This window comes from Comamonas sp. FG99 (genome assembly GCF_057808605.1).
The window spans coordinates 36,445-57,134 of sequence record NZ_JBMDII010000024.1 but is presented as its reverse complement, the minus strand read 5'-3'; the positions used below and the strand labels follow the sequence as shown (position 1 = coordinate 57,134).

Sequence of the window (20,690 nt, the reverse complement as noted above, 5' to 3'; positions counted from 1 at the left end):
GTTTCCCATGAGTACCTCGCACACCATCCGTCACGTCCGCATCACGCCGATTGCCTTCCGCGATCCGCCGTTGCTCAATGCGGCCGGCATCCACGAACCCTGGGCGCTGCGCTCCATCATCGAGATCGAGACCGCCTCGGGCCTGGTGGGCATCAACGAGAGCTATGGCGACCAGCCCATGCTCGATGCGCTGGCCAAGGCCGCGCCCGCGCTGGCGGGTCTGTCGCCCTGGGCGCTCAACGAGATGGAGAGCCGCGTGGCGGCCCTGGTCGCGCCGCCAAAGCTCACCGCCTCGGAATTCCTGGGCCAGCAGGTGTCGCTGGCGCCGGGCACCCATGTCTCCAAGACCGTGGCCAAGGTGGTCAGCGCCTTCGAGGTCGCCATGCTCGACCTGCAGGGCCAGATGGCGGGCGCGCCGGTGGTCGACCTGCTCGGCGGCGCGGCGCGCGCCAGCGTGCCGTTCTCGGCCTACCTGTTCTACAAGTACGCCGAGCACATCGACAGGCCCTATGGACCAGATTCTTCGCCCGATGCCTGGGGCGAAGCCCTCACGCCGCAGCAGCTGGTGGCGCAGGCGCGGCGCATGATTGCGCAGTATGGCTTCCAGAGCATCAAGCTCAAGGCCGGCGCGCTGCCACCCGAGCAGGAGGCGGCCGGCATCCTGGCGCTGGCCCAGGCCTTTCCGGGCACGCCGCTGCGCATCGACCCCAATGCCAACTGGACCGTGGAGACCAGCCTGAAGATCGTGCAGCAGCTGCAGGGCGTGCTCGAGTACTACGAGGACCCGGCTCCGGGCCTGGACGGCATGGCCGCCGTGGCGCGAGAAATGGCGCGTGAGGGCGACGTGCCGCTGGCCACCAACATGGTGGTGACGGACTTTGCCGAATTCCGCCGCAATGCCGAGATGGGCTGCCCCGTGAAGATCGTCTTGAGCGACCACCATTACTGGGGCGGGCTGCGCGCCACGCAGCGCCTGTCCACGCTGTGCCGCACCTTCGACCTGGGCCTGTCCATGCACAGCAATTCGCACCTGGGCATCAGCCTGGTGGCCATGACGCACCTGTGCGCCAGCGTGCCGCTGCTGACCTATGCCTGCGACACGCACTACCCCTGGCAGGACGACGAGGTCATCGAGGGCGGCCGGCTGCGGTTCGAGCAGGGCAGCTTGCGCGTGCCCACGGCGCCCGGCCTGGGCGTGGCGCTGGACCGCGAGGCCCTGGCCCGCCTGCACGACAACTACCTGCACTGCGGCATACGCAACCGCGACGACCTGGGCCAGATGCTCAGGTACGACCCGTCATTCACCGGCAAGCAGCCGCGTTTTTAACTCAGGAGACCCATGGGCATGACACCATTTCAGCACCCGCAGCGCCGCCAGTTCCTCAAGGCCGCCGCAGGCACGGGCCTGGCGGCAGCCAGCGGATGGGCGGGGGCCCAGTCCTTCGCCTTCCAGCCGAACCAGCGCTATCCGGACCCGGCGGTGCAGATCCTCGACCCTGACTTCGCCAAGTACCGCCTCTACAGCAGCACCGTGGAGCAGGTCGCCACCGGCATGCGCTGGTGCGAAGGACCGGTGTATTTTCCCGAAGGCGGCTACCTGCTGTTCAGCGACATACCCAACAACCGCATCATGAAGTACAGCGAGCACGACGGCTCGCTCAGCGTCTTCCGCAGCCCGGCCAACTTCGCCAATGGCAACACGCGCGACCGGCAGGGGCGCCTCATCACCTGCGAGCACTCGGTGACCCGGCGCATCACCCGTACCGAAAAAGACGGCAAGATCAGCGTGCTGGCCGACAGCTTCGAGGGCAAGAAGCTCAACTCGCCCAACGACATCGTCGTCAAGTCCGACGACAGCATCTGGTTCACCGACCCGCTGTTCGGCATCAACGGCGAGTGGGAAGGCTATCGCGCCAACCGCGAGCAGGCCAATACCAATGTCTTTCGCATCGCGCCGGACGGCCGCATCACCGCCGTCATCACCGATCTGGTCAATCCCAACGGGCTGGCCTTCTCGCCTGACGAGAAGAAGCTGTACGTGGTGGAGTGGAAAGGCACGCCCAACCGCAGCATCTGGCGCTATGACGTGGGCGCGGATGGGCAGAGCCTGACCAACAAGACCAAGCTGATCGACGCCGCGGACCAGGGCGCGCTGGACGGCTTTCGCGTGGACCGCGACGGCAACCTGTGGTGCGGCTGGGGCAGCAACGGCGCGCTGCAGGCGGAGCCCACCGACGTGGGCGGGCGCAGGCAGTACCAGCTCAAGGGCCAGCCAGAAGCGCTGGACGGCGTGCGCGTCTTCAGCCCCGAGGGCAAGGCGCTCGCGCACATCAGCCTGCCCGAGCGCTGTGCCAACCTGTGCTTCGGCGGCCCGAAGAACAACCGCCTCTACATGGCCAGCAGCCATTCCATCTACGCCCTCTACGTGGAGGCGCACGGCGCCACCTGACCACCCCATCCCGCAACACCGAAAACCATAGGAGACCAGCACCATGCAACGCCGCACCCTGATCCACCGCTCCCTCGCCGCCAGCGCACTGCTGCTGGGCGCCACCTTTGCCGCCCTGCCCGCCGCCGCGCAGGGCGGCTGGCCTGCCGGCAAGCCCATCACTTACATGGTGCCCTTTCCGCCCGGCGGCAATACCGATACCCTGGCGCGCGTGATCGCCCAGCCGCTGGGCAAGGCGCTGGGCACGCCGGTGGTCATAGAGAACAAGGGCGGCGCCGGCGGCAGCGTGGGCTCGGCCCTGGCCGCGCGCGCGCCGGCCGACGGCTACACCATCCTCGGCGGCACCATCAGCTCGCATGCCATCAACGTGAGCCTGTACTCCAAGCTCGACTACGACCCGGTGAAGTCCTTCACGCCCATAGCCATGCTGGGCTCGGGCCCGCTGGTGCTGGTGGTGCCGGCCGCCAGCCCCTACAAGACGCTGGCCGACGTGCTGGCGGCCAGCAAGGCCAAGGCCGCGGCCGGCGGGCTGACCTCGGCCTCTCCGGGCAGCGGCACCTCCAACCACATGGCGCTGGAGCTGCTGGCCTACCAGACGGGCGTGAAGTTCACGCACGTGCCCTACAAGGGCAGCGGTCCGGCCGTGCAGGATGTGATCGGCGGCCAGGTGGACATGATGTTCGACACCGCGCTGGTGGTGGGCCCGCACATCCAGTCCGGCAAGCTGCGCCCCATCGCGGTCACCAGCTCCAAGCGCCTGGAATCGCTGCCCGATGTGCCGACCATCGCCGAGGCCGGCGAGAAGGGCTTCGACATGGGCTCGTGGCAGGCGGTGTTCGCGCCCGCGGGCACGCCCAAGCCCATCGTGGACCGGCTGCATGCCGAGATCATGAAGATCGTCGCCACGCCCGAGGTGCAGGCGCGCCTGAAGGGCTTCGGCATGGTGCCATCGAGCATGACGCCGGCCGAGCTGGGCGAGTACCAGAAGGCCGAGGTGGCCAAGTGGGCCAAGGTGATCAAGGCCGCAGGCATCAAGGCAGACTGATGAGCATCCCGACACCGCTTTGCATCAGCATGCACCCGGCGGACAACGTGGCCATCGTCGCCAACGACGGCGGCCTGCCCGCCGGCACGGCGATGCCCGGCGGCCTGGTGCTGCTGGAGCGGGTGCCGCAGGCGCACAAGCTGGCGCTGGTGGACATTCCCGAAGGCGGCGAGGTGCGCCGCTACAACGTGGTCATAGGCTATGCGCTCGGGCCGATACCGGCCGGCAGCTGGGTGCACGAGCGCCTGCTGCGCATGCCCGCCGCGCGCTCGCTGCAGGGCCTGCCCGTCGCTACCGCCAAGCCGCCGGCCATGGAGCCGCTCGAAGGCTATACCTTCGAGGGCTACCGCAATGCCGATGGCAGCGTGGGCACGCGCAATATTCTCGCCATCACCACCACGGTGCAGTGCGTGGCCGGGGTGCTGGATTTTGCGGTGCGCCGCATCAAGTCCGAGCTGCTGCCGTGCTACCCCCATGTGGACGACGTGGTCGGGCTGGAACACAGCTATGGCTGCGGCGTGGCCATCGACGCCGTGGGCGCCGAGATTCCGCAGCGCACGCTGCGCAACATCGCCCACAACCCGAACTTCGGCGGCGAGGTGATGGTGGTGAGCCTGGGCTGCGAGAAGCTGCAGCCCGAGCGCCTGCTGCCGCCGGGCTCGTTTCCCATCGCCGATGAAAGGGAGCCCGCGCTGGACGTGGTCTGCCTGCAGGATGAGGCGCATGTGGGCTTCATGTCCATGATCGACTCCATCATGGGCAGCGCCAGGGTGCATCTGGAGCGGCTGAACGCGCGCCGGCGCGAGACCGTGCCGGCCAGCGCCCTGGTGGTGGGCGTGCAGTGCGGCGGCAGCGATGCCTTCAGCGGCGTCACGGCCAATCCGGCCGTGGGCTTTTGCACCGACCTGCTGGTGCGCGCGGGCGCCACCGTGATGTTCAGCGAGGTGACCGAGGTGCGCGACGGCATCGACCAGCTCACCTCGCGCGCCTCCAGCCCCGAGGTGGCCGAGGCCATGATCGCGGAGATGGCCTGGTACGACGCCTACCTGGACAAGGGCCGCGTGGACCGCAGCGCCAACACCACGCCCGGCAACAAGAAGGGCGGCCTGTCGAACATCGTCGAGAAGGCCATGGGCTCGATCATCAAGAGCGGCACGGCGCCCATCACCGGCGTGCTGTCGCCGGGCCAGCGGCTGGCCGACCGGGGCATCAAGCGCGGCCTGGTCTACGCGGCCACGCCGGCCAGCGACTTCATCTGCGGCACGCTGCAGCTGGCCGCCGGCATGAACCTGCACGTCTTCACCACCGGCCGCGGCACGCCCTACGGCCTGGCCCAGGTGCCGGTGATCAAGGTGGCCACGCGCAGCGACCTGGCGCGGCGCTGGCACGACCTGATGGACGTGAACGCCGGGCGCATCGCCGACGGCGCGGCGACGATCGAGGAGGTGGGCTGGGAGATGTTCCGGCTGATGCTCGACGTGGCCAGCGGCCGCAGGAAAACCTGGGCCGAGCAGTGGCAGCTGCACAACGCGCTGGTACTGTTCAACCCAGCACCCGTCACTTGACATCAGGAGCAGGCAATGAGACCCAATCGACTCAGGGAAATCTGGCAGGGCGGCGGCGCCGCCATCAACGGCTGGCTGGCCATACCGAACGGCTTCGCGGCCGAGACCATGGCCCACCAGGGCTGGGATACGCTGACCATCGACATGCAGCACGGCGTGGTTGACTACCAGGCCATGGTGGGCATGCTGCAGGCCATATCGACCACGCCCACCGTGCCGCTGGTGCGCGTGCCGTGGCTGGAGCCCGGCATCCTCATGAAGACGCTGGACGCCGGGGCCTACGGCGTGATCTGCCCCATGGTCAATACCCGCGAGGATGCCCAAAAGCTCGTGGCCTGGACCCACTATGCGCCGCGCGGCACGCGCAGCTTCGGGCCGGTGCGGGCGCTGCTGTATGGCGGCGCCGACTACCCCGCGCATGCCAACGACACCATTGTCACCTTCGCGATGATCGAGACCGCGCAGGCGCTGGACAACCTGGACGCGATCATGGGCGTGGAAGGGCTGGACGCGGTCTACATCGGGCCCAGCGACCTGTCGCTGTCGCTGGGCTGCAGGCCGGTGTTCGACGGGCTCGACCCCAAGGCGCAGCAGGCGGTGGACCATATCCTCGAACGCGCCAAGGCCCATGGCCTGGTGGCCGGCATCCACAACGGCACGCCCGAGAGCGCGCTGGAGCGCATCGCCCGGGGCTTCCAGCTCACCACCGTGAGCTCCGACGCGCGGCTGATGGCCGCAGGCTCGCAGCAGGTGCTGCAGGCCATGCGGGCGAGCGCTCCAGCGCCTGCCTCGGGCGCATATTGAAATTTCTCATTCCCAAGGACAAAGACATGAAGCTTGGATTCATAGGCCTCGGCATCATGGGCGCGCCGATGGCGCTGCACCTCATCAACGCCGGCCACACGGTCTACGTGAGCGCGGCCCGCAGCGTGCCCGAATCGATCAAGGCATCGGCCGCCATACCCTGCGCCAGCCCACAGGAGGTGGCGGGCAACGCCGAGGTGATCTTCCTGATGGTGCCCGACACGCCGGACGTCGAATCGGTGCTGTTTGGCGAGAGCGGCGTGGCCGCCGCGCTGGGCCAGGGGGGCGAACGCAAGGTGATCGTCGACATGAGCTCGATCTCGCCGATGGCCACCAAGGCCTTCGCGCAGAAGATCAACGCGCTGGGCGCGGACTACGTCGACGCGCCGGTGTCCGGCGGCGAGGTGGGCGCCAAGGCGGCCTCGCTGACCATCATGTGCGGCGGCGAGCCGGCGGTGTTCGAGCGGGTGCGGCCATTGCTCGAAACCATGGGCAAGAACATCACGCTGGTGGGCGGCAACGGCGACGGCCAGACCACCAAGGTGGCCAACCAGATCATCGTGGCGCTGAACATCGCGGCGGTGGGCGAGGCGCTGCTGTTCGCCAGCAAGGCCGGCGCCGATCCGGCCAAGGTGCGCGCGGCGCTGATGGGCGGCTTCGCCTCCAGCCGCATCCTCGAGGTGCATGGCGAGCGCATGATCAAGCGCACTTTCGCACCGGGCTTTCGCATCAAGCTGCACCAGAAGGACCTGGGCCTGGCGCTGCAGGGCGCGCGCGAGCTGGGCCTGGCGCTGCCGCAGACCGCTGGCGCCGCGCAGCTGATGCAGGCCTGCGCCGCCAACGGCGATGCCGAGCTGGATCACTCGGCGCTGGTGAAGGCGCTGGAGCTGATGGCCGCGCACGACGTGGCTTGAATCTGGCCTAGGCCGGCGCCAGCTCCTCCAGCCGCGACAGCGCCCGCGAGGCGCCGCCCAGGCGCGCGGCCAGCAGCTGTGCGCGCTTGAGGTACAGGTGGGCAGCGTGCTCCCAGGTAAAACCCATGCCGCCGCAGACCTGGATGGCGGTGCGCGTGGCCTGCAGCGCGCCCTCGATGGCGGTGAATTCGGCCGCGGCGCAGGCAAAGCGCGCATCGGGCAGGCGCCCGTCCAGCGCCGCGCCGGCGTAGAGCGCGGCCAGGCGTGCGTTGTCCACCCCCATCCAGGCATTCGCCAGCTGGTGCTTGACGGCCTGGTAGCTGCCGATGGGCCTGCCAAACTGCACGCGCTCGATGGCATGGCCGCTGGCCAGCGCCAGCGCGGCCTGCGCCAGGCCGATGAGTTCGGCGCAGTGCATCAGCCGCCAGGCGGCGCGTGCATGGGCACGGGCTTCGGCAGGCATGGCCAGCGTCTGCCAGGGCGTGGCGGGCGGCAGCGCCACGGCGGCGGCCTGCAGCAGCGTCGGGTCCAGGCCGGGCTGCATGGCCGCGGGCGCACCGCAGAGCATGGTGAGCTGCAGGGGCTGGCCCGGGTCTTCGAGCCCGCGCACCACGAGCATGTCGGAGCATTGCCCGGCATGGTCCCAAATCCTGTCGTGCTCCGCTACGCAGTGCACGGCGCGCTCGCCTGCGGCGACGGACCGGGCCAGCTCGCGCAGCGCCGGTGCATCATCGGCTGCGGCTTGCAGCCACAGCGGCAGCAGCACCGCGCTGGCGGCCCAGGGCAGGTTCAGCAGCTGGCTGCCGGCGGCCTCGGCAACCAGACAGGCCTCGGTCAGCCCCAGGCCCAGGCCGCCCTGCGCTTCGGGGCGCAGCAAATCCATCCAGCCCATGGCCGCCATGCCCTGCCACAGTTGCTGCTGCGCCGGATCGCTCCAGGGCAGGGCCTGGCGCGCGCGGGCGAGCGGATGGCGTGCGGCAAAGAAGCGCGTGGCCGATGCGTGCAGCATCTGCTGCTCGGCGTTGAGTGCGAAATCCATGTGGTTCAACCCTTGGGCAGCCGCAGCAGTTGCTCGGCGAGGATGTTGCGCTGCACCTCGGAGGTGCCGGCGAGAATGGTTTCGGCCCGCGTCCACAGCGCATCGCGCACCCAGGCGGCCGCCTCCCGGTCGGCGCCGCCCGGCGCCGGCCCGGCCAGCGCGCGTTCGCCCAGCAGCTCGGTGGCCAGCGCCAGCAGCTTCTGGTGCGACTCGCTCCAGTGCAGCTTGGTGGCCGAGCCCTCGGGCCCCGGCGGGCCGCCGCGCAGCGCGCTGGTGAGCGCGCGCCACGACTTGAGCTTGAGCACATGGCTGTCCACCGCCAGGCGCGCGATCTCGCGGCGCAGGTGGGGGCAGTCGAGCTGGCTGCCGCCCTGGCCGTCCGGTGTTTGCGCGGCCAGCCGCCTGAGCGCATCAAGCTCCTGCGCAAAGCGCACCTGGCGCGGGATGAAGTAGGTGCCGCGCTCGAAGCTGGCCGCCGCCATCGCCAGGCGCCAGCCGCCGTTTTCCTCGCCGACCAGCGCGTCGAGCGGCACCCGTACATCCTCGAAGAAGACTTCGTTGAAATCGGCCTCGCCGGTGATCTGGCGGATGGGCGCGACGCGCACGCCGGGCAGCTTCATGTCGACCAGCACAAAGCTGATGCCCTTGTGGCGCGGGGCCGCGGCATCGGTGCGCGCCAGCACGAAGCCGTAGTCGGCGATGTGCGCGAACGAGGTCCAGATCTTGTGGCCGTTGAGCACATAGTGGTCGCCGCGGCGCTCGGCACGGGTAGCGAGCGCGGCCAGGTCCGAGCCCGCGCCGGGCTCGGAATAGCCCTGGCACCAGATGTCGCGGTTGGCCAGGATGCCGGGCAGATAGCGCTGCTTCTGCGCCTCGCTGGCAAAGTGGATCAGCGTGGGGCCGAGGATGCCGTGGCCGATGATGTTCACGCCCAGCGGCGCGCCGATGCGGGCCTGCTCCTCGTGGAAGAGGGCCTGGCGCGTCAGCGGCCAGTTCCTGCCGCCATATTGCTCGGGCCAGCCCAGGCCCGCCCAGCCGGCGCGGCTCACATGGTCTTCCCAGGCGCGGCGCCAGGCGAGGTCGTTGGGATCGGGTTCGCCCCGGCTCCGCGTCCACTCGGCCTTGAAGCGCGGGTAGTGCGTCTCGAACCAGTCGCGCAGCGTCAGCCGGAAGGCTTCGTCCTGCGCCGAATAGCCCACTTGCATGGAAATCTCTCTTGTATCTGGTTTAAAAAAGAATAGCTGTCAGCGCCTATGTATCAAAGATTTCAAATGCATTTATTGTTGAAATCGTTTGGTGGCAATCGCTAACAGCTATCAATATAGAAGTTCTTCAATCCACCTTGGCGCCGGATTCCTTGACCACCCGGGCCCATTTGGCGATGTCGTTCTTGAGGAAGGCGGCGAATTCCTCGGGGGTGTTGCCGATGATCTCCAGCCCCAGCGAGGCGAACTTCTCCTGGATCGCCGGCTCCCTGAGGGTCTCCTGCAGCGTGGTGTAGAGCCTGGCCACCGCCGGCGCGGGCGTGCCCGCGGGCGCCACCAGGCCCAGCCAGGGCATGGCCTCGTAGCCGGGCAGGCCGGATTCGGCGACGGTGGGCGTGTCCGGCAGCAGCTTGGAGCGCCGGGCGGTGGTCACCGCCAGCAGGCGCAGCTTCTTGTCGTTGATGAAGGGCTTGGATGAGGCATAGGCATCGAACATCACGTTGATGTTGCCGCCCACCAGGTCCAGCAGCGCCGGCGCGCTGCCCTTGTAGGGCACGTGCTCCATGCGCACGCCGGCCATGGTCTTGAACAGCTCCGACTCCAGGTGGGTCGAGGTGCCCGCGCCCACCGAGCCGTAGCTGCCCTTGCCGGGGTGGGCCTGGAGCCAGGCGACCAGCTCGGCCACGCTGTTGGCCGGCACGCTGGGGTGCACCTCGAGCACATGCACCACCGATGCCACCAGCGACACCGGCGTGAAATCCCTGATCGGGTCGTAGCCCACCTTCTTGTACAGCGCCGGCGCAATGCCCAGCGACGAGGCGGCGAGCAGCAGCGTGTGGCCGTCGGGCGCGGCGCGCGCCACATAGTCGGACGCGATCACCGTGCCCGCGCCGGGCTTGTTCTCGACGATCACCGGCTGGCCCAGCTTGCTCGCCATGCGCTCGGACAGCGCGCGCGCCATGATGTCGGCGGCGCCGCCGGGCGAGAACGGCACGACCACGGTGACCGGCTTGCCCGGATAGTTCTGCGCCTGCGCCATGCCGCAGGCGGCGAGGGCCGCGACGGCCACTGCCGCGATCATTTTCTTGAACATGGTTGGTCTCCTTCTTGGTTGGTAAAAATCGCCCCCACGCTGGCCCACTGCGTGTGGCGGCGGCCCGGCGGCAAAAGCGGGATTCAGGTAGCGGCAGGCACCACCAGCGCATCGAGCGCGCACACGCCCCGGCCCGCGGGCTTGACGAGCAGCGGGTTCACCTCGATCTCGCTGGCCTGCTCCTGCAGCGCCAGCACCGCGCGCGAAAAGCCGGCGATGGCGCGGCAGGCCGCATCCACATCGCCCCGGGGCTGGCCGCGAAAACCGTCGAGCAGCGCAAAGGCCTTGAGCTCACCCAGCATCTCGCGCGCCATGGCCTCGTCGACCGGCAGCAGGCGGTGGCTCACGTCCTGGTAGATCTCGGTGAGCACGCCGCCCAGGCCCACGGTCAGCGCCATGCCGAATACCGGGTCGTGCGTGGCGCCCAGGATCAGCTCGGCCGCACCCCCTTGCACGGTTTCCATCTTCTGCACCAGCGCGCCTTCGATGTGCGCAGCGGGCGCGTAGCGATGGCACGAAGCCATGACCTCGTCGAAGGCCGCGCGCACCTCGGCCGCCGAGCCCAGGCGCAGCTTCACGCCGCCGGCCTCGGTCTTGTGCGCGATGTCGGCGGACAGCACCTTCAGCACCACCGGGTAGCCCAGCGCCTCGGCGGCCTGCACGGCTTGGTCGGCGTTCGCCGCCGCGCGCTCGGCCACGCCGGGCACGCCAAACTGCGCCAGCCATTGCTTGCAGCGGTGCTCGTCGAGCACCGCGGGCAGGGCGCTGCGTGCCGGCGGCGCCTCGCGGCGCACGGCCAGCCAGCGGTTGTTTTTGCGGCGTTCCTGCCACAGCAAGAAGGGCGACAGCGCCGACACCGCCACGCCGATGTCCTCGAACACCGGCACGCCGCCGCGGCGCAGCTGCTCGCGCTTTTGCGCGGCGCCGGTGTCGATGGCGGCGAACAGGCGCGGGTACTTTTGCGCCACCGCGCACAGGTCGTCGGCCATGCGGTCGAGCAGGTAGCCGGGCGCATAGACCACCACCGCGTCGATCGCATCGCTTTGCGCCAGCGCCTCCAGCGCGGTGCGCACGAAGCCCGGATCGTTGACCACGTTGCCGGTCACGTCCACCGGGTTGCTCACCATGCCGTAGTCGGGAATGCCGGTGCGCAGCAACTGCTGCAGCGGCTGCGGCAGCGTGGGCACGTCCAGGCCCTGGAGCAGGAACTTGTCGGCCAGGATGGCTCCCAGCGCGCCCGAGATGGTGATGATGGCCACCCGCCTGCCCGCGCTGCGCTGGCGGTACTGCGCCAGGTTGGCCAGCTGCGCCATCTGCGCGAAGTCGTCGCTCTGGATGATGTTCAGCTGGCGGAAGGCCGCGCGGTAGATCTGCTGGTCGCCGGCCAGCGCCGAGGTGTGCGAGCGCACCGCTTCGCAGCCCTTGTCGGTCTCGCCGGCCTTGTAGAGGATGAGCAGCTTGCCCTGCCGCGCGAAAGCCTCGGCCGCGGCGATGAAGCGCGGGCCGTCGCGCAACTCCTCGATGTAGCCCATGCAGACCTCGGTGCCGTCGTCCTGCGCCAGGTATTGCAGGTACTGCGCGAAGTCCACGCAGGCCTCGTTGCCGGTGTTGATGAAATGGCTGAACTCCACGCCCAGGCGGCGCGCGATCGCGTACACCGCGGCGCAGACATTGCCGCTTTGCGTGAGCAGGCTGACCGTGCCGCTGCCCGCCTGCATCGGCGCGGTGTTGAACACCGAGGCGAAGCTGGTGTGCACCTGGCGGTTGAGGTTGGCAAAGCCCATCAGGTTGGGGCCGGCCACCACCATATCGGTCGTGGCTGCGTAGGCTTCAAGCTCGTCCTGCAGGGCCTGGCCCCGGGCGCCTTCCTCGGCGAAGCCGGCGGCATAGACGATCACCGCGCGCGCGCCCTTGGCGTGGCAGCGCCTGAGCATGGGCGTCACTTCGGCGGCGGCGATCGCCAGCACCACCAGCTCGGGCGCCTCGGGCAGCGATTCGATGTCGGCATAGCAGCGCTGGCCGAAGACTTGCTGGTACTTCGGGTTGACCGGGTAGATGCGGCCCTGGTAGCCGAATCTGGTGAGGTGTGCGATGGGCATGCCGCCGATGCGCGCCGCATGGCTGCTGGCGCCGACGATGGCGATGGAGGCGGGGTTGAGCAGCGGCTCAAGGCGGTGGGGCTGCATGGCTCAGGCGTTCTTTTCCGGGTGCTTCTGGATGGCCTGGGCCAGGCCCCGGTCGCGCGCGCTGAGAAAGCCCTCGGACAGATGCGAGAGCTGGTGCGTGTCGAAATGCGCCGCGAGAGCCGTGCGCAGGCCCTGCGCGTCCAGCGAGCGGTTGATCGAGCGCTTGATGAGCTTCAGGCCAAAGGGCGGCGCCTTGGCGATCTGCTGGGCCAGCGCGAGCGCGGCGTCGGCGAGATCCGCATCCGCCACCACGCGGTTGACCATGCCGATCTCCCTGGCCTCCTGGGCGCTGAGCCTGCCGCCGGTGAACAGCAGCTCCTTGGCCTTGCGCGCGCCCATCACCCAGGGGTGGATCAGCACCTCGGTGGCGGCCGCGCCCAGCGTGTGGCCGACCGGGTCGGAGAAATACGCCGATTCGCTGGCCACCACCAGGTCGCACATGTTGGCGATCATGAAGCCGCCGGCCACGCAGGCGCCCTGCACCTGGGCGATGGTGGGCTTGGGAAAATCCCAGATCTTCAGCGAATAGTCGAAGTAGCGCAGCTCCTCGTAGGCCCAGCGCTGCTCCACGCTGAAGTTCGCGCGTTCGGCCTGGGCCTGCTTCAGGTCGTGGCCGGCCGAGAAATGCTCGCCCTGGCCGCCGATCACCACCGCGTTCACGCTCTCGTCCGCGCGCGCCTCGTCCAGGGCCGCCGCCAGCTCGTCCAGCATCTGCTGGCTCTGGGCATTGCGCTGCGCGGGGCGCGCCAGCAGGATGCGGCGCACCGCGCCGTGGTGCTCTATCGCCAGGGTTTCATAGGCCATGGGGTGTCTCCAAATCAAAAGTCCGGAGGCAGTTTAGACTTGCGTTTTCCTGCATTGCAAACATAGAAAACTGTTTTTCCCACAATATGGACAAATTGGATGGAGTACCCGGCGCCCAAAGCCTGCGCCGCGCGCTGCAGCTGCTGCGCCTGCTGGCCGAGCGCCACGAGGCCGGCATCACGCTGAGCGAGGCCATGCAGGCCTCGGGGCTGGAGCGCTCGACCGCGCACCGGCTGCTGTCATGCCTGGCCGAGGAGCAGTTCGCCGAGCGCGATGCCGAGACCAAGGCCTACCGGCTGGGCATCGACGCGATGCAGCTCGGCTTGGCCTCGATGCGGCGCGTGCCGCTGCTCGACGCCTGCCGGCCGCTGATGCAAAGGCTGGCCCGCATGTCGGGCGATACCGTGTTCCTGGTGATCCGCCAGGGCGACTACTGCCTGTGCCTGCACCGCGAGGAAGGGCATTTTCCGGTGAAGGTGTTCACCATCGACGTCGGCGGGCGCAGGCTGCTGGGCGTGGGCGCCGGCGGGCTGGCGCTGATGGCGGCGCTGGGCGACGAGGAGATAGAGCGCATCTTCGAGCGCCATGCGGCCGAGTACGTGCAGGCCGGCTTCACGCGCGAGCGCCTGCGCCGCGCGGTGCAGCAGACGCGCGCCGCCGGGCATGCGGACATCGAGGACACCGTCACCGTGGGCGTGTCGGGCGTGGGGCTGACCTTCGCGGCCTCGGCCACCACGCTGGCGGCCATCAGCTTTGGCGCGATCACGCCGCGCCTGACGGCCGCGCGCAAGCAGGAGCTGGCTGCGCTGCTGCATGCCGAGCTGCCGGCGCTGCGGCCGCAGCCGGCCGGCGGCAAGCGCCGCTGATCAGGGCTTCCAGCGCTCGCGCAGCTCGGCGCAATGGTCCTGGGGCGGCAGCGCGGGCGTCTGCACCACCCAGTCGCGGTCGCTGGCGTCGGCCTGGGCCTCGGCGCCGGCCTGGCCCAGGGCCACGGTGGCGCGCAGCTGCGGCGGCAGCCAGGTGGGTATGCCGATGCTGCGCAGCACATGGCCGCGCCCGGCGATCAGCGCCACGGTGCGGCCGGGCTGGGCCAAAGCGGCGGCGGTGCGGGCCATGCTGGCATCCCTGGCGAGCTGGACGCGCGCCATCGGCACCAGCTGGCCAGGCGGCAGCAGGCCGCAGTGGCCGCTGCGGATGGCGTCGATCTGGCGCTGCCAGCCGGCGGCGGGCAGGTGCCGGTCCCAAGCGGATTGCTGCATGGCATCGCGCATCTGCGCGCGCGGCAGGTTGCCGCCATGCACCGGCACGCCGGCGCGCACCGCGGCCATCACCACCGGACCATAGCGCTGCCAGGGCCAGCCCTTGTCGTTCCAGGCCAGGGCCTGCCGCACCGCGGCTTCGGGCGCGTCGGGCGGCAGGCCGCGGGTGCTGCGGCCGGCGTCGGCCATCTCCAGCACCAGCGCCGCGAGCTGGCCGCGCGCGGCCAGCTGCGCCACCGTATCGTGCTGCCATTGCTGGTGTGCGCCAGCATCGTGCTGCTCGCCGAGCAGCAGCACATCGCCCGGCGCGAGGGGCGGGGCGGGCGGTGCGCTGGCACAGGCGGCCAGCGCCAGCGTGGCCAGAGCGGCAAGGTGTGTGAGGGGCTTGGGTTTGCGCATGCGGGCATCATAGGGTCTGCCCGCCCGGCGCTCTTCCTGGCCTCGGCCGCCTGGACCTGCGCCGGCTCCTGCGGCTTGCCGGTGCTGGGCGTGCGGGTAAGCCTGCCGCGGGCGCCGCCTATGCCGGTTTCTTGCGCAGCTCGCCCGGATTGCTTCCCGTCCAGCGCTTGAAGGCGTTGCGGAAGTTTGCGGCATCGCTGAACCCGACCAGGATGGCGATGTCATCGATGTTCATGCTGGTGGTCCTGAGGTACTCCGTGGCCAGCGAGCAGCGCACGTCGTCCAGGATTTTCGAGAAGGGCATGCCCTCGGTGTCCAGGTGCCGGCGCAAGGTGCGCGAGGTCATGTTCAGCGCTTCGGCGATCGCCTCCATCGGCGGAAACTGGCCGGGAGAGCGCACCAGGATCTGGTAGACCTTGCCGGCCACGCCGGTCGATGACTTGGCCTTGGCGATGAGGCCTTCGCAGGTTTCCTGGAACATGCCGGATGTCAGCCGGTGGGCCAGCGGCGGCCGCTCGTCGAGGATGCTGCGCGCGTACTGCAGCTCGCAGCGGGCCTGGCCGAACGCGCAGGGGCAGCCGAGGTAGTCCTGGTAGATGGCGGCGTGGGCGGGCGCCGGAAACGAGAAGTGCGCCTTGCGCGGGAACAGGGGACGGCCGGCCACATCCTGCAGGTGCGTCACCTGCTGCATGAACTGTTGCTCCAGCAGAAAGCGCCGCAGCTCGGGCGCGGCGGCGAAGGTGAATTCGTCCGGATACGTCCACACCACGGCATCGTGCGATTCGTTCCATTCGATGGTCAAGGTGGGGGAGGCCAGCAGGTGGTAGCGCACGCCGAGCCTGAAATAATCCCGCAGCGACAGGCAGGACATCAGCGCATAGCCGTACATGCCGTACGCGAAGAGATGCAGCTTGCCGCCAACCTGGAAGGGGGTGCGGGGATCGCAGCCGAGGCGCAGCGCATTGGTGCAGGCCTGGGCGTACTGGCGTACCGAGGTCCGGGTGGCCGCGTCGTGCAGCTGCTGCGGCGCGATGCCGATGCCCTGCAGGCAGGCCTCGGCGGCAATCCCCTGTTCGCTCAGCGTCTCGACGAGCGCGGCGATCTTGAAGGGCGCGTACATCCGCTCGTGGTGCATGGATACCTTTTCCTGATTCACCGTTTTCTCCGAATGTCCTCCAACCACCCCTGATTTGTCCGCACACCACGCTGGTGGCCGCCGCGCAATCTACCTAGCATAGCCGACTGCCAACAGTTCAGATCGAATAGGAGACAAGGCATGGCAGGCTTGGGCAGGAAGGTCATCATCTCGTGCGCCATCACAGGTTCGGCGCATGTGCCGTCGATGTCCGAATATCTTCCGCTGACACCGCAGCAGATCGCCGACCAGGCGATTGAAGCGGCCGATGCGGGCGCGGCGATTCTGCACCTGCATGCGCGCGACCCGGCCGATGGCCGGCCGACGCCGTCGCCGCAGGTCTACGATCAGTTCGTTCCCAGGATTGCGGCGGCCACGGATGCGGTCATCAACATCACCACCGGCGGCAGCGTGGCGATGACGCTGGAGGAGCGGCTGGCCTATCCGCTGCAGCTCAGGCCCGAGATGTGCTCGCTGAACATGGGCTCCATGAACTTCTCGCTGCACGAGATGGCCAGCCGCATCCCCACCTGGCGCTACGACTGGGAAAAGCCCTATCTGCAAGGCATGGAGCAGAGCATCTTTCGCAACACCTTCGCGGATATCAAATCCATCCTGGAGCAGCTGGGCAGCCACGGCACGCGCTTCGAGTTCGAGTGCTACGAGCTGGGGCACCTCTACAACCTGGCCTATTTTGCGGACAAGGGCCTGGTCAAGCCGCCGTTCTTCATCCAGGCGGTGTTCGGCGTCCTGGGCGGAATGGGCACCGACCCGGAGAACCTGGCGTTCGTGCGCACGACGGCCGACCGGCTCTTTGGCCGCAGCAACTACATGTTCTCGGTGCTGGGCGCGGGCCGCCACCAGCTGCCGCTGGTCACCATGGGCGCCATCATGGGCGGCAACGTCCGCGTGGGCCTGGAGGACAGCGTCTATCTCGGCAAGGGCGTCAAGGCCAAGTCCAATGCCGAGCAGGTGCGGCGCATCCGCAGCATCCTGGAGATGCTGTCGCTGGAGATCGCCACGCCGGCCGAGACGCGCGAGCTGCTGAGATTGAAGGGCGCCGGCCAGCTGCGGCGCTGATCGCCGGGCATCCGCCATACCCAGGGAAAACAAGACCACCAAGGAGCAACCATGAATGCGCAGACACTGCAGGAGCCGGACGCACTGCACGGTGCGGCGACACGCAAGGCGATACGCCATCTCGTTCCGCTGATGATCTTCATCTACTTCCTGTCGTTCATCGACCGCACGAACGTGGCGCTGGCCAAGTCCGCGTTCGAGACGCAGCTGGGCATCAGCGCCGCCGCCTACGGCCTGGGTGCCGGCATTTTCTACCTGGCCTATGCGCTGCTCGAGGTGCCGAGCAATCTGCTGGCCTACCGCTACGGCCCCAGGCGCTGGATTGCCCGGATTGCCGTCACCTGGGGATTGGTCTGCATCGCGATGATGTCCGTGCAGGGGGTGAATTCGTTCATCTCGCTGCGCATCCTGCTGGGCATCACCGAGGCGGGGCTGTTCCCGGCATTGATGTATGTCACCACCCTGTGGTTCGCGCAGAAGGACCGGGCCGTCGTGGTTGGCTGGATCTATATCGCGCCATCGCTGGGCCTGATCGTGGGCAATCCCATCGGCGGCGCCCTGATGCAGCTCGATGGCATGGGCGGGCTGCATGGTTGGCAGTGGATGTTCCTGCTCGAAGGTGTGCCGACGGTCCTGTTCGGCATCTACCTCTTCTTCAAGTTCCCGGACGGGCCTGCATCAGTTTCCTGGCTCTCGCCCGCCGAGGCCCGTTCCCTGGAGCGCAATGCGGCCGGTGCCCAGGCCGGCGGCCATTCGCACGGAACTTCCTCGCAGTGGGTGGCGGCGCTCAAGCGGCCGACCACGGTGCTGCTGGGCCTGGTCTACTTCCTCAACCAGGTCGGCTTCGTGGGGCTGTATTTCTTCGTGCCGGGCATGGTCAAGCAAATGGATGTGTCCAGCCCCTTCATGATCGGCTTGCTGTCCAGCGTGGTCGGCGTGGGTTTCCTGCTGGGCGTGCTGGTGCTCCCCAGGCTGCACCGCCGCGCGGCGAGCGACTTCGGCTTTCTGGGCTGGGTGACCGGCGGCCTGATCCTCAGCGCCGGCCTGTTTCTGGGGGCTGACTCGCCACCGCTCAAGCTCGCCATCATCTGCGCCACGGCCTTCTTCGGCGGCGGCATCCTGCCCAGCTACTGGTCCATCGCCATGCGGCGCCTGCACGGCCTGGAGGCCGCGGCGGGGCTGGCCTTCATCAATACCATCGGCTTGATGGGTGGATTTGTGGGGCCCTACCTGTTCGGCCTGGTGGAGGCGCGCACGGGCAGCAGCTCGGCGGGATTCGGCATCATCCTGGCCACCGCCGTGATGGGGCTGGCGCTGCTGCCGCTGCTGGCCCGGGCTTCACGGCCCGGCGCCGCATCCGGCCTGGCGGGGGCCAATCCCTAGGGCGCCCATGCCGCCTTGCGCCGGCCCTCAACACCATCCCCTTGCATTGTTTCATTGTTTATCGGAGGCATTGGACAGCCATGAGCATCATTGATCTGCTGAAACCCGCACCTGGCCTGAAGGTGCTTGTGACCGGCGGCGCGGCGGGCATAGGCGCGGCGATAGCCGGCGGCTTTCGCGAGGCCGGCGCTAGCGTCTATGTGTGCGACATCGATCCCGCGGCGGTCGAAGCCATGGCCCGCGGCGGCGCGGGCATCCACGCCGCGGTTGCCGACGTCGGCAAGGAGGCGGATGCCGCGCGCATCGTCGATGCCGCGGCCCAGGCGCTGGGCGGGCTGGATGTGCTCGTCAACAATGCCGGCATTGCCGGGCCGACGGCCGGGGTCCAGGACATGAGCCCGCAGGACTGGGAGCGGACGGTCGCCACCAACCTCAACAGCCAGTTCTATTTTCTGCGCCGCTGCGTTCCCTTGCTCAAGCAGTCGGGCGCGCCCAGCATCATTGCCATGTCGTCGGTGGCCGGGCGCCTGGGCTATGCGTTCCGCACCCCGTATGCCGCGACCAAATGGGCCATCGTGGGTTTGGTCAAGTCGCTGGCGATCGAGCTGGGGCCGGACAACATCCGGGTGAATGCCGTGCTGCCGGGCGTGGTGGCCGGGCCGCGCATGAGCCGCGTGATCGGCGCGCGCGCCCAGGCGCTGGGTATCGGCTATGCCGAAATGGAGCAGACCTATCTCGACAAAATCTCGCTGCGGCGCATGGTGACGCAGGAAGACATTGCCGCAATGTGCCTGTTTCTCTGCGCTCCCGCCGCCAAGAACCTGAGCGGCCAGGCCATCAGCGTTGACGGGAACGTCGAATACCTGTGACGGCCCGCAGGGGCCTTATTCCATGGCCGGATCATCCACGGCGCGAAGCCTGGCCGCAGACATGGCTGCAGCAAGGCAGGGCAATCATTCCGGCGCTATGCCCGCGGCCTTGATCACCTGGCCCCACTTCCGGGTCTCGGCGGCCTGGAACTTCGCCAGCTCCTGCGGCGTGCTGGTCCAGGGCTCGGAGCCCGACATGTCGAAGAAGGCGGTGGCCGCCTGGCTCTTGACCGCGGCGCCCAGCAGCTGGTTGAGCCTGCCGACCACGGCGGCGGGCGTTTGGGCCGGGGCGTAGGCGGCGAACCAGTAGCCCATGTCGTAGCCCTTGACGCCGGCCTCGTTCAGCGTGGGCACGTCGGGCAGCTGCGGGCTGCGCTTTTGCGTGGAGTAGCCCAGCGCGCGCAGCTTGCCGGCCTTGATCTGCGGCACGCCGGTGGACACGTCGGTGATCATCAGGTCGATCTGGCCGCCCAGCAGGTCGGTGATGGCCAGCGGATTGCTCTTGTAGGGCACATGCAGGATGTCGACATGCGCCAGCTGCTTGAGCATTTCGCCGGCCACGCGGCTCGACGAGCTGCCGCTGCCGAAGCTGAGCTTGCCGGGGTTGGCCTTGGCATAGGCCAGCAGCGCGCCCACGTTCTGGTAGGGTGCGCCGGCCGGCACCACCAGCACCTGGCCGCCCTTGCCCAGGCCGGTGATGGGCGCGAAGCTCTTCACAGGGTCGTAAGGCAGTTTCTTGTACAGGTGCTCGTTGGCCGCGTGCGTGGTGTTGGTGGTGATGAGCACGGTATAGCCGTCGGCCGCGGCCTTGGCCACCTGCTGCGCGGCGATCATGCCGCTGGCGCCGGCCTTGTTCTCCACCACCACGGGCTGCCTGGTCTGCTCGGTCACCGACTGGGCCAGCGCGCGCGCCAGCTGGTCGGTGGCGCTGCCGGCGGCAAAGGGCACGACGAAGGTGATGGTCTTGGCCGGGTAGGGCGCATCGGCCCGGGCTGCGGGGGCGAGGGCCAGCACGGCGGCGAGGGCCAGAAGATGGCGGCGGGTGGCTGGGGAAAAGTGCATGTTTGTCTCCTTTGGATTGGGTGAAAGTGGGTGGTTCAGGCCGGGCCGGCAAGGTGGGGCGCCAGCGCCTGCGGCAGCGTGATGGGCATCTCCAGCACGCGAAAACACAGGGTCTTGCCGTGGCTGTCGAGGTTGAGCGCGTCGTTGACGCCGCCGTCGAGCACCTCGTCGATGACCAGGTTCATCGCCTGTAGCCTGGGCAGCAGGTAGCGCGTGACCCGCGCGGGCCGGCGCTCGGCAAAGAGCTGCAGCACCGCGGCCTCGGTGACCTGCGCGCAGATCACCTCCCACAGCGCGGGGTGCCAGGCGATGACGCTGATGTTGGAGCGGTTGCCCTTGTCGCCGGTGCGGCCGTGGGCCAGGCGGTAGAGCGGGACGGTGATGGTTCCGGTATCCATG

At 68.8% G+C, this 20,690-nt stretch carries 19 protein-coding genes; 10 read left to right on the top strand and 9 right to left on the bottom strand.

Annotated features, from left to right (window positions below):
• The first annotated feature begins 7 nt into the window (after positions 1 to 7).
• The 6 genes from ACODRX_RS16680 to ACODRX_RS16655 are packed head-to-tail and all read left to right on the top strand — an operon-like array spanning position 8 to position 6,777.
• On the top strand, positions 8 to 1,327 hold the full coding sequence (locus ACODRX_RS16680; RefSeq protein WP_488872650.1) for a glucarate dehydratase family protein: 1,320 nt from the start codon (positions 8 to 10) through the stop codon (positions 1,325 to 1,327).
• A gap of 18 nt (positions 1,328 to 1,345) precedes the next feature.
• Positions 1,346 to 2,449, top strand: a complete 1,104-nt coding sequence (locus ACODRX_RS16675; RefSeq protein ID WP_488872649.1) for an SMP-30/gluconolactonase/LRE family protein — start codon at positions 1,346 to 1,348, stop codon at positions 2,447 to 2,449.
• A gap of 43 nt (positions 2,450 to 2,492) precedes the next feature.
• The gene (locus ACODRX_RS16670) at positions 2,493 to 3,494 is read left to right on the top strand and encodes a Bug family tripartite tricarboxylate transporter substrate binding protein (RefSeq protein ID WP_488872648.1); all 1,002 of its coding nucleotides are present in this window, start codon (positions 2,493 to 2,495) and stop codon (positions 3,492 to 3,494) included.
• Positions 3,494 to 5,059, top strand: coding sequence for a galactarate dehydratase (garD, locus tag ACODRX_RS16665; protein ID WP_488872647.1), 1,566 nt, complete (start codon positions 3,494 to 3,496; stop codon positions 5,057 to 5,059). The genes ACODRX_RS16670 and garD overlap by 1 nt, the downstream gene beginning before the upstream one ends.
• Positions 5,060 to 5,074: 15 nt before the next feature.
• Complete coding sequence (locus ACODRX_RS16660) at positions 5,075 to 5,863, top strand: HpcH/HpaI aldolase family protein (protein WP_488872646.1); 789 nt, start codon at positions 5,075 to 5,077, stop codon at positions 5,861 to 5,863.
• A gap of 26 nt (positions 5,864 to 5,889) precedes the next feature.
• A complete protein-coding gene (locus ACODRX_RS16655; RefSeq protein WP_488872645.1) occupies positions 5,890 to 6,777 on the top strand; it encodes a 2-hydroxy-3-oxopropionate reductase in 888 nt (295 codons plus the stop codon).
• Positions 6,778 to 6,784: 7 nt separating this feature from the next.
• Here ACODRX_RS16655 and ACODRX_RS16650 read toward each other — a convergent pair whose 3' ends face one another.
• From ACODRX_RS16650 to ACODRX_RS16630, 5 genes are all read right to left on the bottom strand, one after another.
• Entirely contained in the window at positions 6,785 to 7,816 is a 1,032-nt protein-coding gene (locus ACODRX_RS16650) for an acyl-CoA dehydrogenase family protein (protein WP_488872644.1), read from the bottom strand.
• Between the two features lie 5 nt (positions 7,817 to 7,821).
• Entirely contained in the window at positions 7,822 to 9,021 is a 1,200-nt protein-coding gene (locus ACODRX_RS16645) for an acyl-CoA dehydrogenase family protein (RefSeq protein ID WP_488872643.1), read from the bottom strand.
• A gap of 127 nt (positions 9,022 to 9,148) precedes the next feature.
• Positions 9,149 to 10,114: a tripartite tricarboxylate transporter substrate binding protein gene (locus ACODRX_RS16640; protein WP_488872642.1), complete on the bottom strand. Its 966-nt coding sequence runs from the start codon at positions 10,112 to 10,114 to the stop codon at positions 9,149 to 9,151.
• Positions 10,115 to 10,197: 83 nt separating this feature from the next.
• Positions 10,198 to 12,300, bottom strand: a complete 2,103-nt coding sequence (locus ACODRX_RS16635) for an acetate--CoA ligase family protein (RefSeq protein ID WP_488872641.1) — start codon at positions 12,298 to 12,300, stop codon at positions 10,198 to 10,200.
• Positions 12,301 to 12,303: 3 nt separating this feature from the next.
• Positions 12,304 to 13,104, bottom strand: a complete 801-nt coding sequence (locus tag ACODRX_RS16630) for an enoyl-CoA hydratase (protein ID WP_488872640.1) — start codon at positions 13,102 to 13,104, stop codon at positions 12,304 to 12,306.
• Between the two features lie 86 nt (positions 13,105 to 13,190).
• Here ACODRX_RS16630 and ACODRX_RS16625 point away from each other — a divergent pair, with 86 nt between their 5' ends.
• Positions 13,191 to 13,970 carry an IclR family transcriptional regulator gene (locus tag ACODRX_RS16625; protein ID WP_488872639.1) on the top strand — a complete coding sequence of 260 codons (780 nt, stop codon included), beginning with the start codon at positions 13,191 to 13,193 and terminating at the stop codon, positions 13,968 to 13,970.
• On the opposite strand, the gene ACODRX_RS16620 is transcribed toward ACODRX_RS16625, so the two are convergent.
• Both ACODRX_RS16620 and ACODRX_RS16615 read right to left on the bottom strand, forming a co-directional pair.
• Positions 13,971 to 14,762, bottom strand: coding sequence for a ChaN family lipoprotein (locus ACODRX_RS16620; RefSeq protein WP_488872638.1), 792 nt, complete (start codon positions 14,760 to 14,762; stop codon positions 13,971 to 13,973).
• A 118-nt stretch (positions 14,763 to 14,880) separates the two neighbouring features.
• The gene (locus ACODRX_RS16615; RefSeq protein WP_488872637.1) at positions 14,881 to 15,897 is read right to left on the bottom strand and encodes an AraC family transcriptional regulator; all 1,017 of its coding nucleotides are present in this window, start codon (positions 15,895 to 15,897) and stop codon (positions 14,881 to 14,883) included.
• A 141-nt stretch (positions 15,898 to 16,038) separates the two neighbouring features.
• On the opposite strand from ACODRX_RS16615, the gene kce reads away from it, so the two are divergent.
• From kce to ACODRX_RS16600, 3 genes are all read left to right on the top strand, one after another.
• A complete protein-coding gene (gene kce, locus ACODRX_RS16610; protein ID WP_488872636.1) occupies positions 16,039 to 16,977 on the top strand; it encodes a 3,5-dioxohexanoate:acetyl-CoA acetone transferase in 939 nt (312 codons plus the stop codon).
• Between the two features lie 51 nt (positions 16,978 to 17,028).
• The gene (locus tag ACODRX_RS16605; RefSeq protein ID WP_488872635.1) at positions 17,029 to 18,360 is read left to right on the top strand and encodes an MFS transporter; all 1,332 of its coding nucleotides are present in this window, start codon (positions 17,029 to 17,031) and stop codon (positions 18,358 to 18,360) included.
• An 80-nt stretch (positions 18,361 to 18,440) separates the two neighbouring features.
• Positions 18,441 to 19,229, top strand: a complete 789-nt coding sequence (locus ACODRX_RS16600) for an SDR family oxidoreductase (protein WP_488872634.1) — start codon at positions 18,441 to 18,443, stop codon at positions 19,227 to 19,229.
• An 84-nt stretch (positions 19,230 to 19,313) separates the two neighbouring features.
• Here ACODRX_RS16600 and ACODRX_RS16595 read toward each other — a convergent pair whose 3' ends face one another.
• Together ACODRX_RS16595 and ACODRX_RS16590 are read right to left on the bottom strand one after the other, a co-directional pair.
• Complete coding sequence (locus ACODRX_RS16595; RefSeq protein WP_488872633.1) at positions 19,314 to 20,291, bottom strand: Bug family tripartite tricarboxylate transporter substrate binding protein; 978 nt, start codon at positions 20,289 to 20,291, stop codon at positions 19,314 to 19,316.
• A gap of 35 nt (positions 20,292 to 20,326) precedes the next feature.
• Positions 20,327 to 20,689 carry an AtuA-related protein gene (locus tag ACODRX_RS16590; RefSeq protein ID WP_488872632.1) on the bottom strand — a complete coding sequence of 121 codons (363 nt, stop codon included), beginning with the start codon at positions 20,687 to 20,689 and terminating at the stop codon, positions 20,327 to 20,329.
• Between the last annotated feature and the right edge of the window lies 1 nt (position 20,690).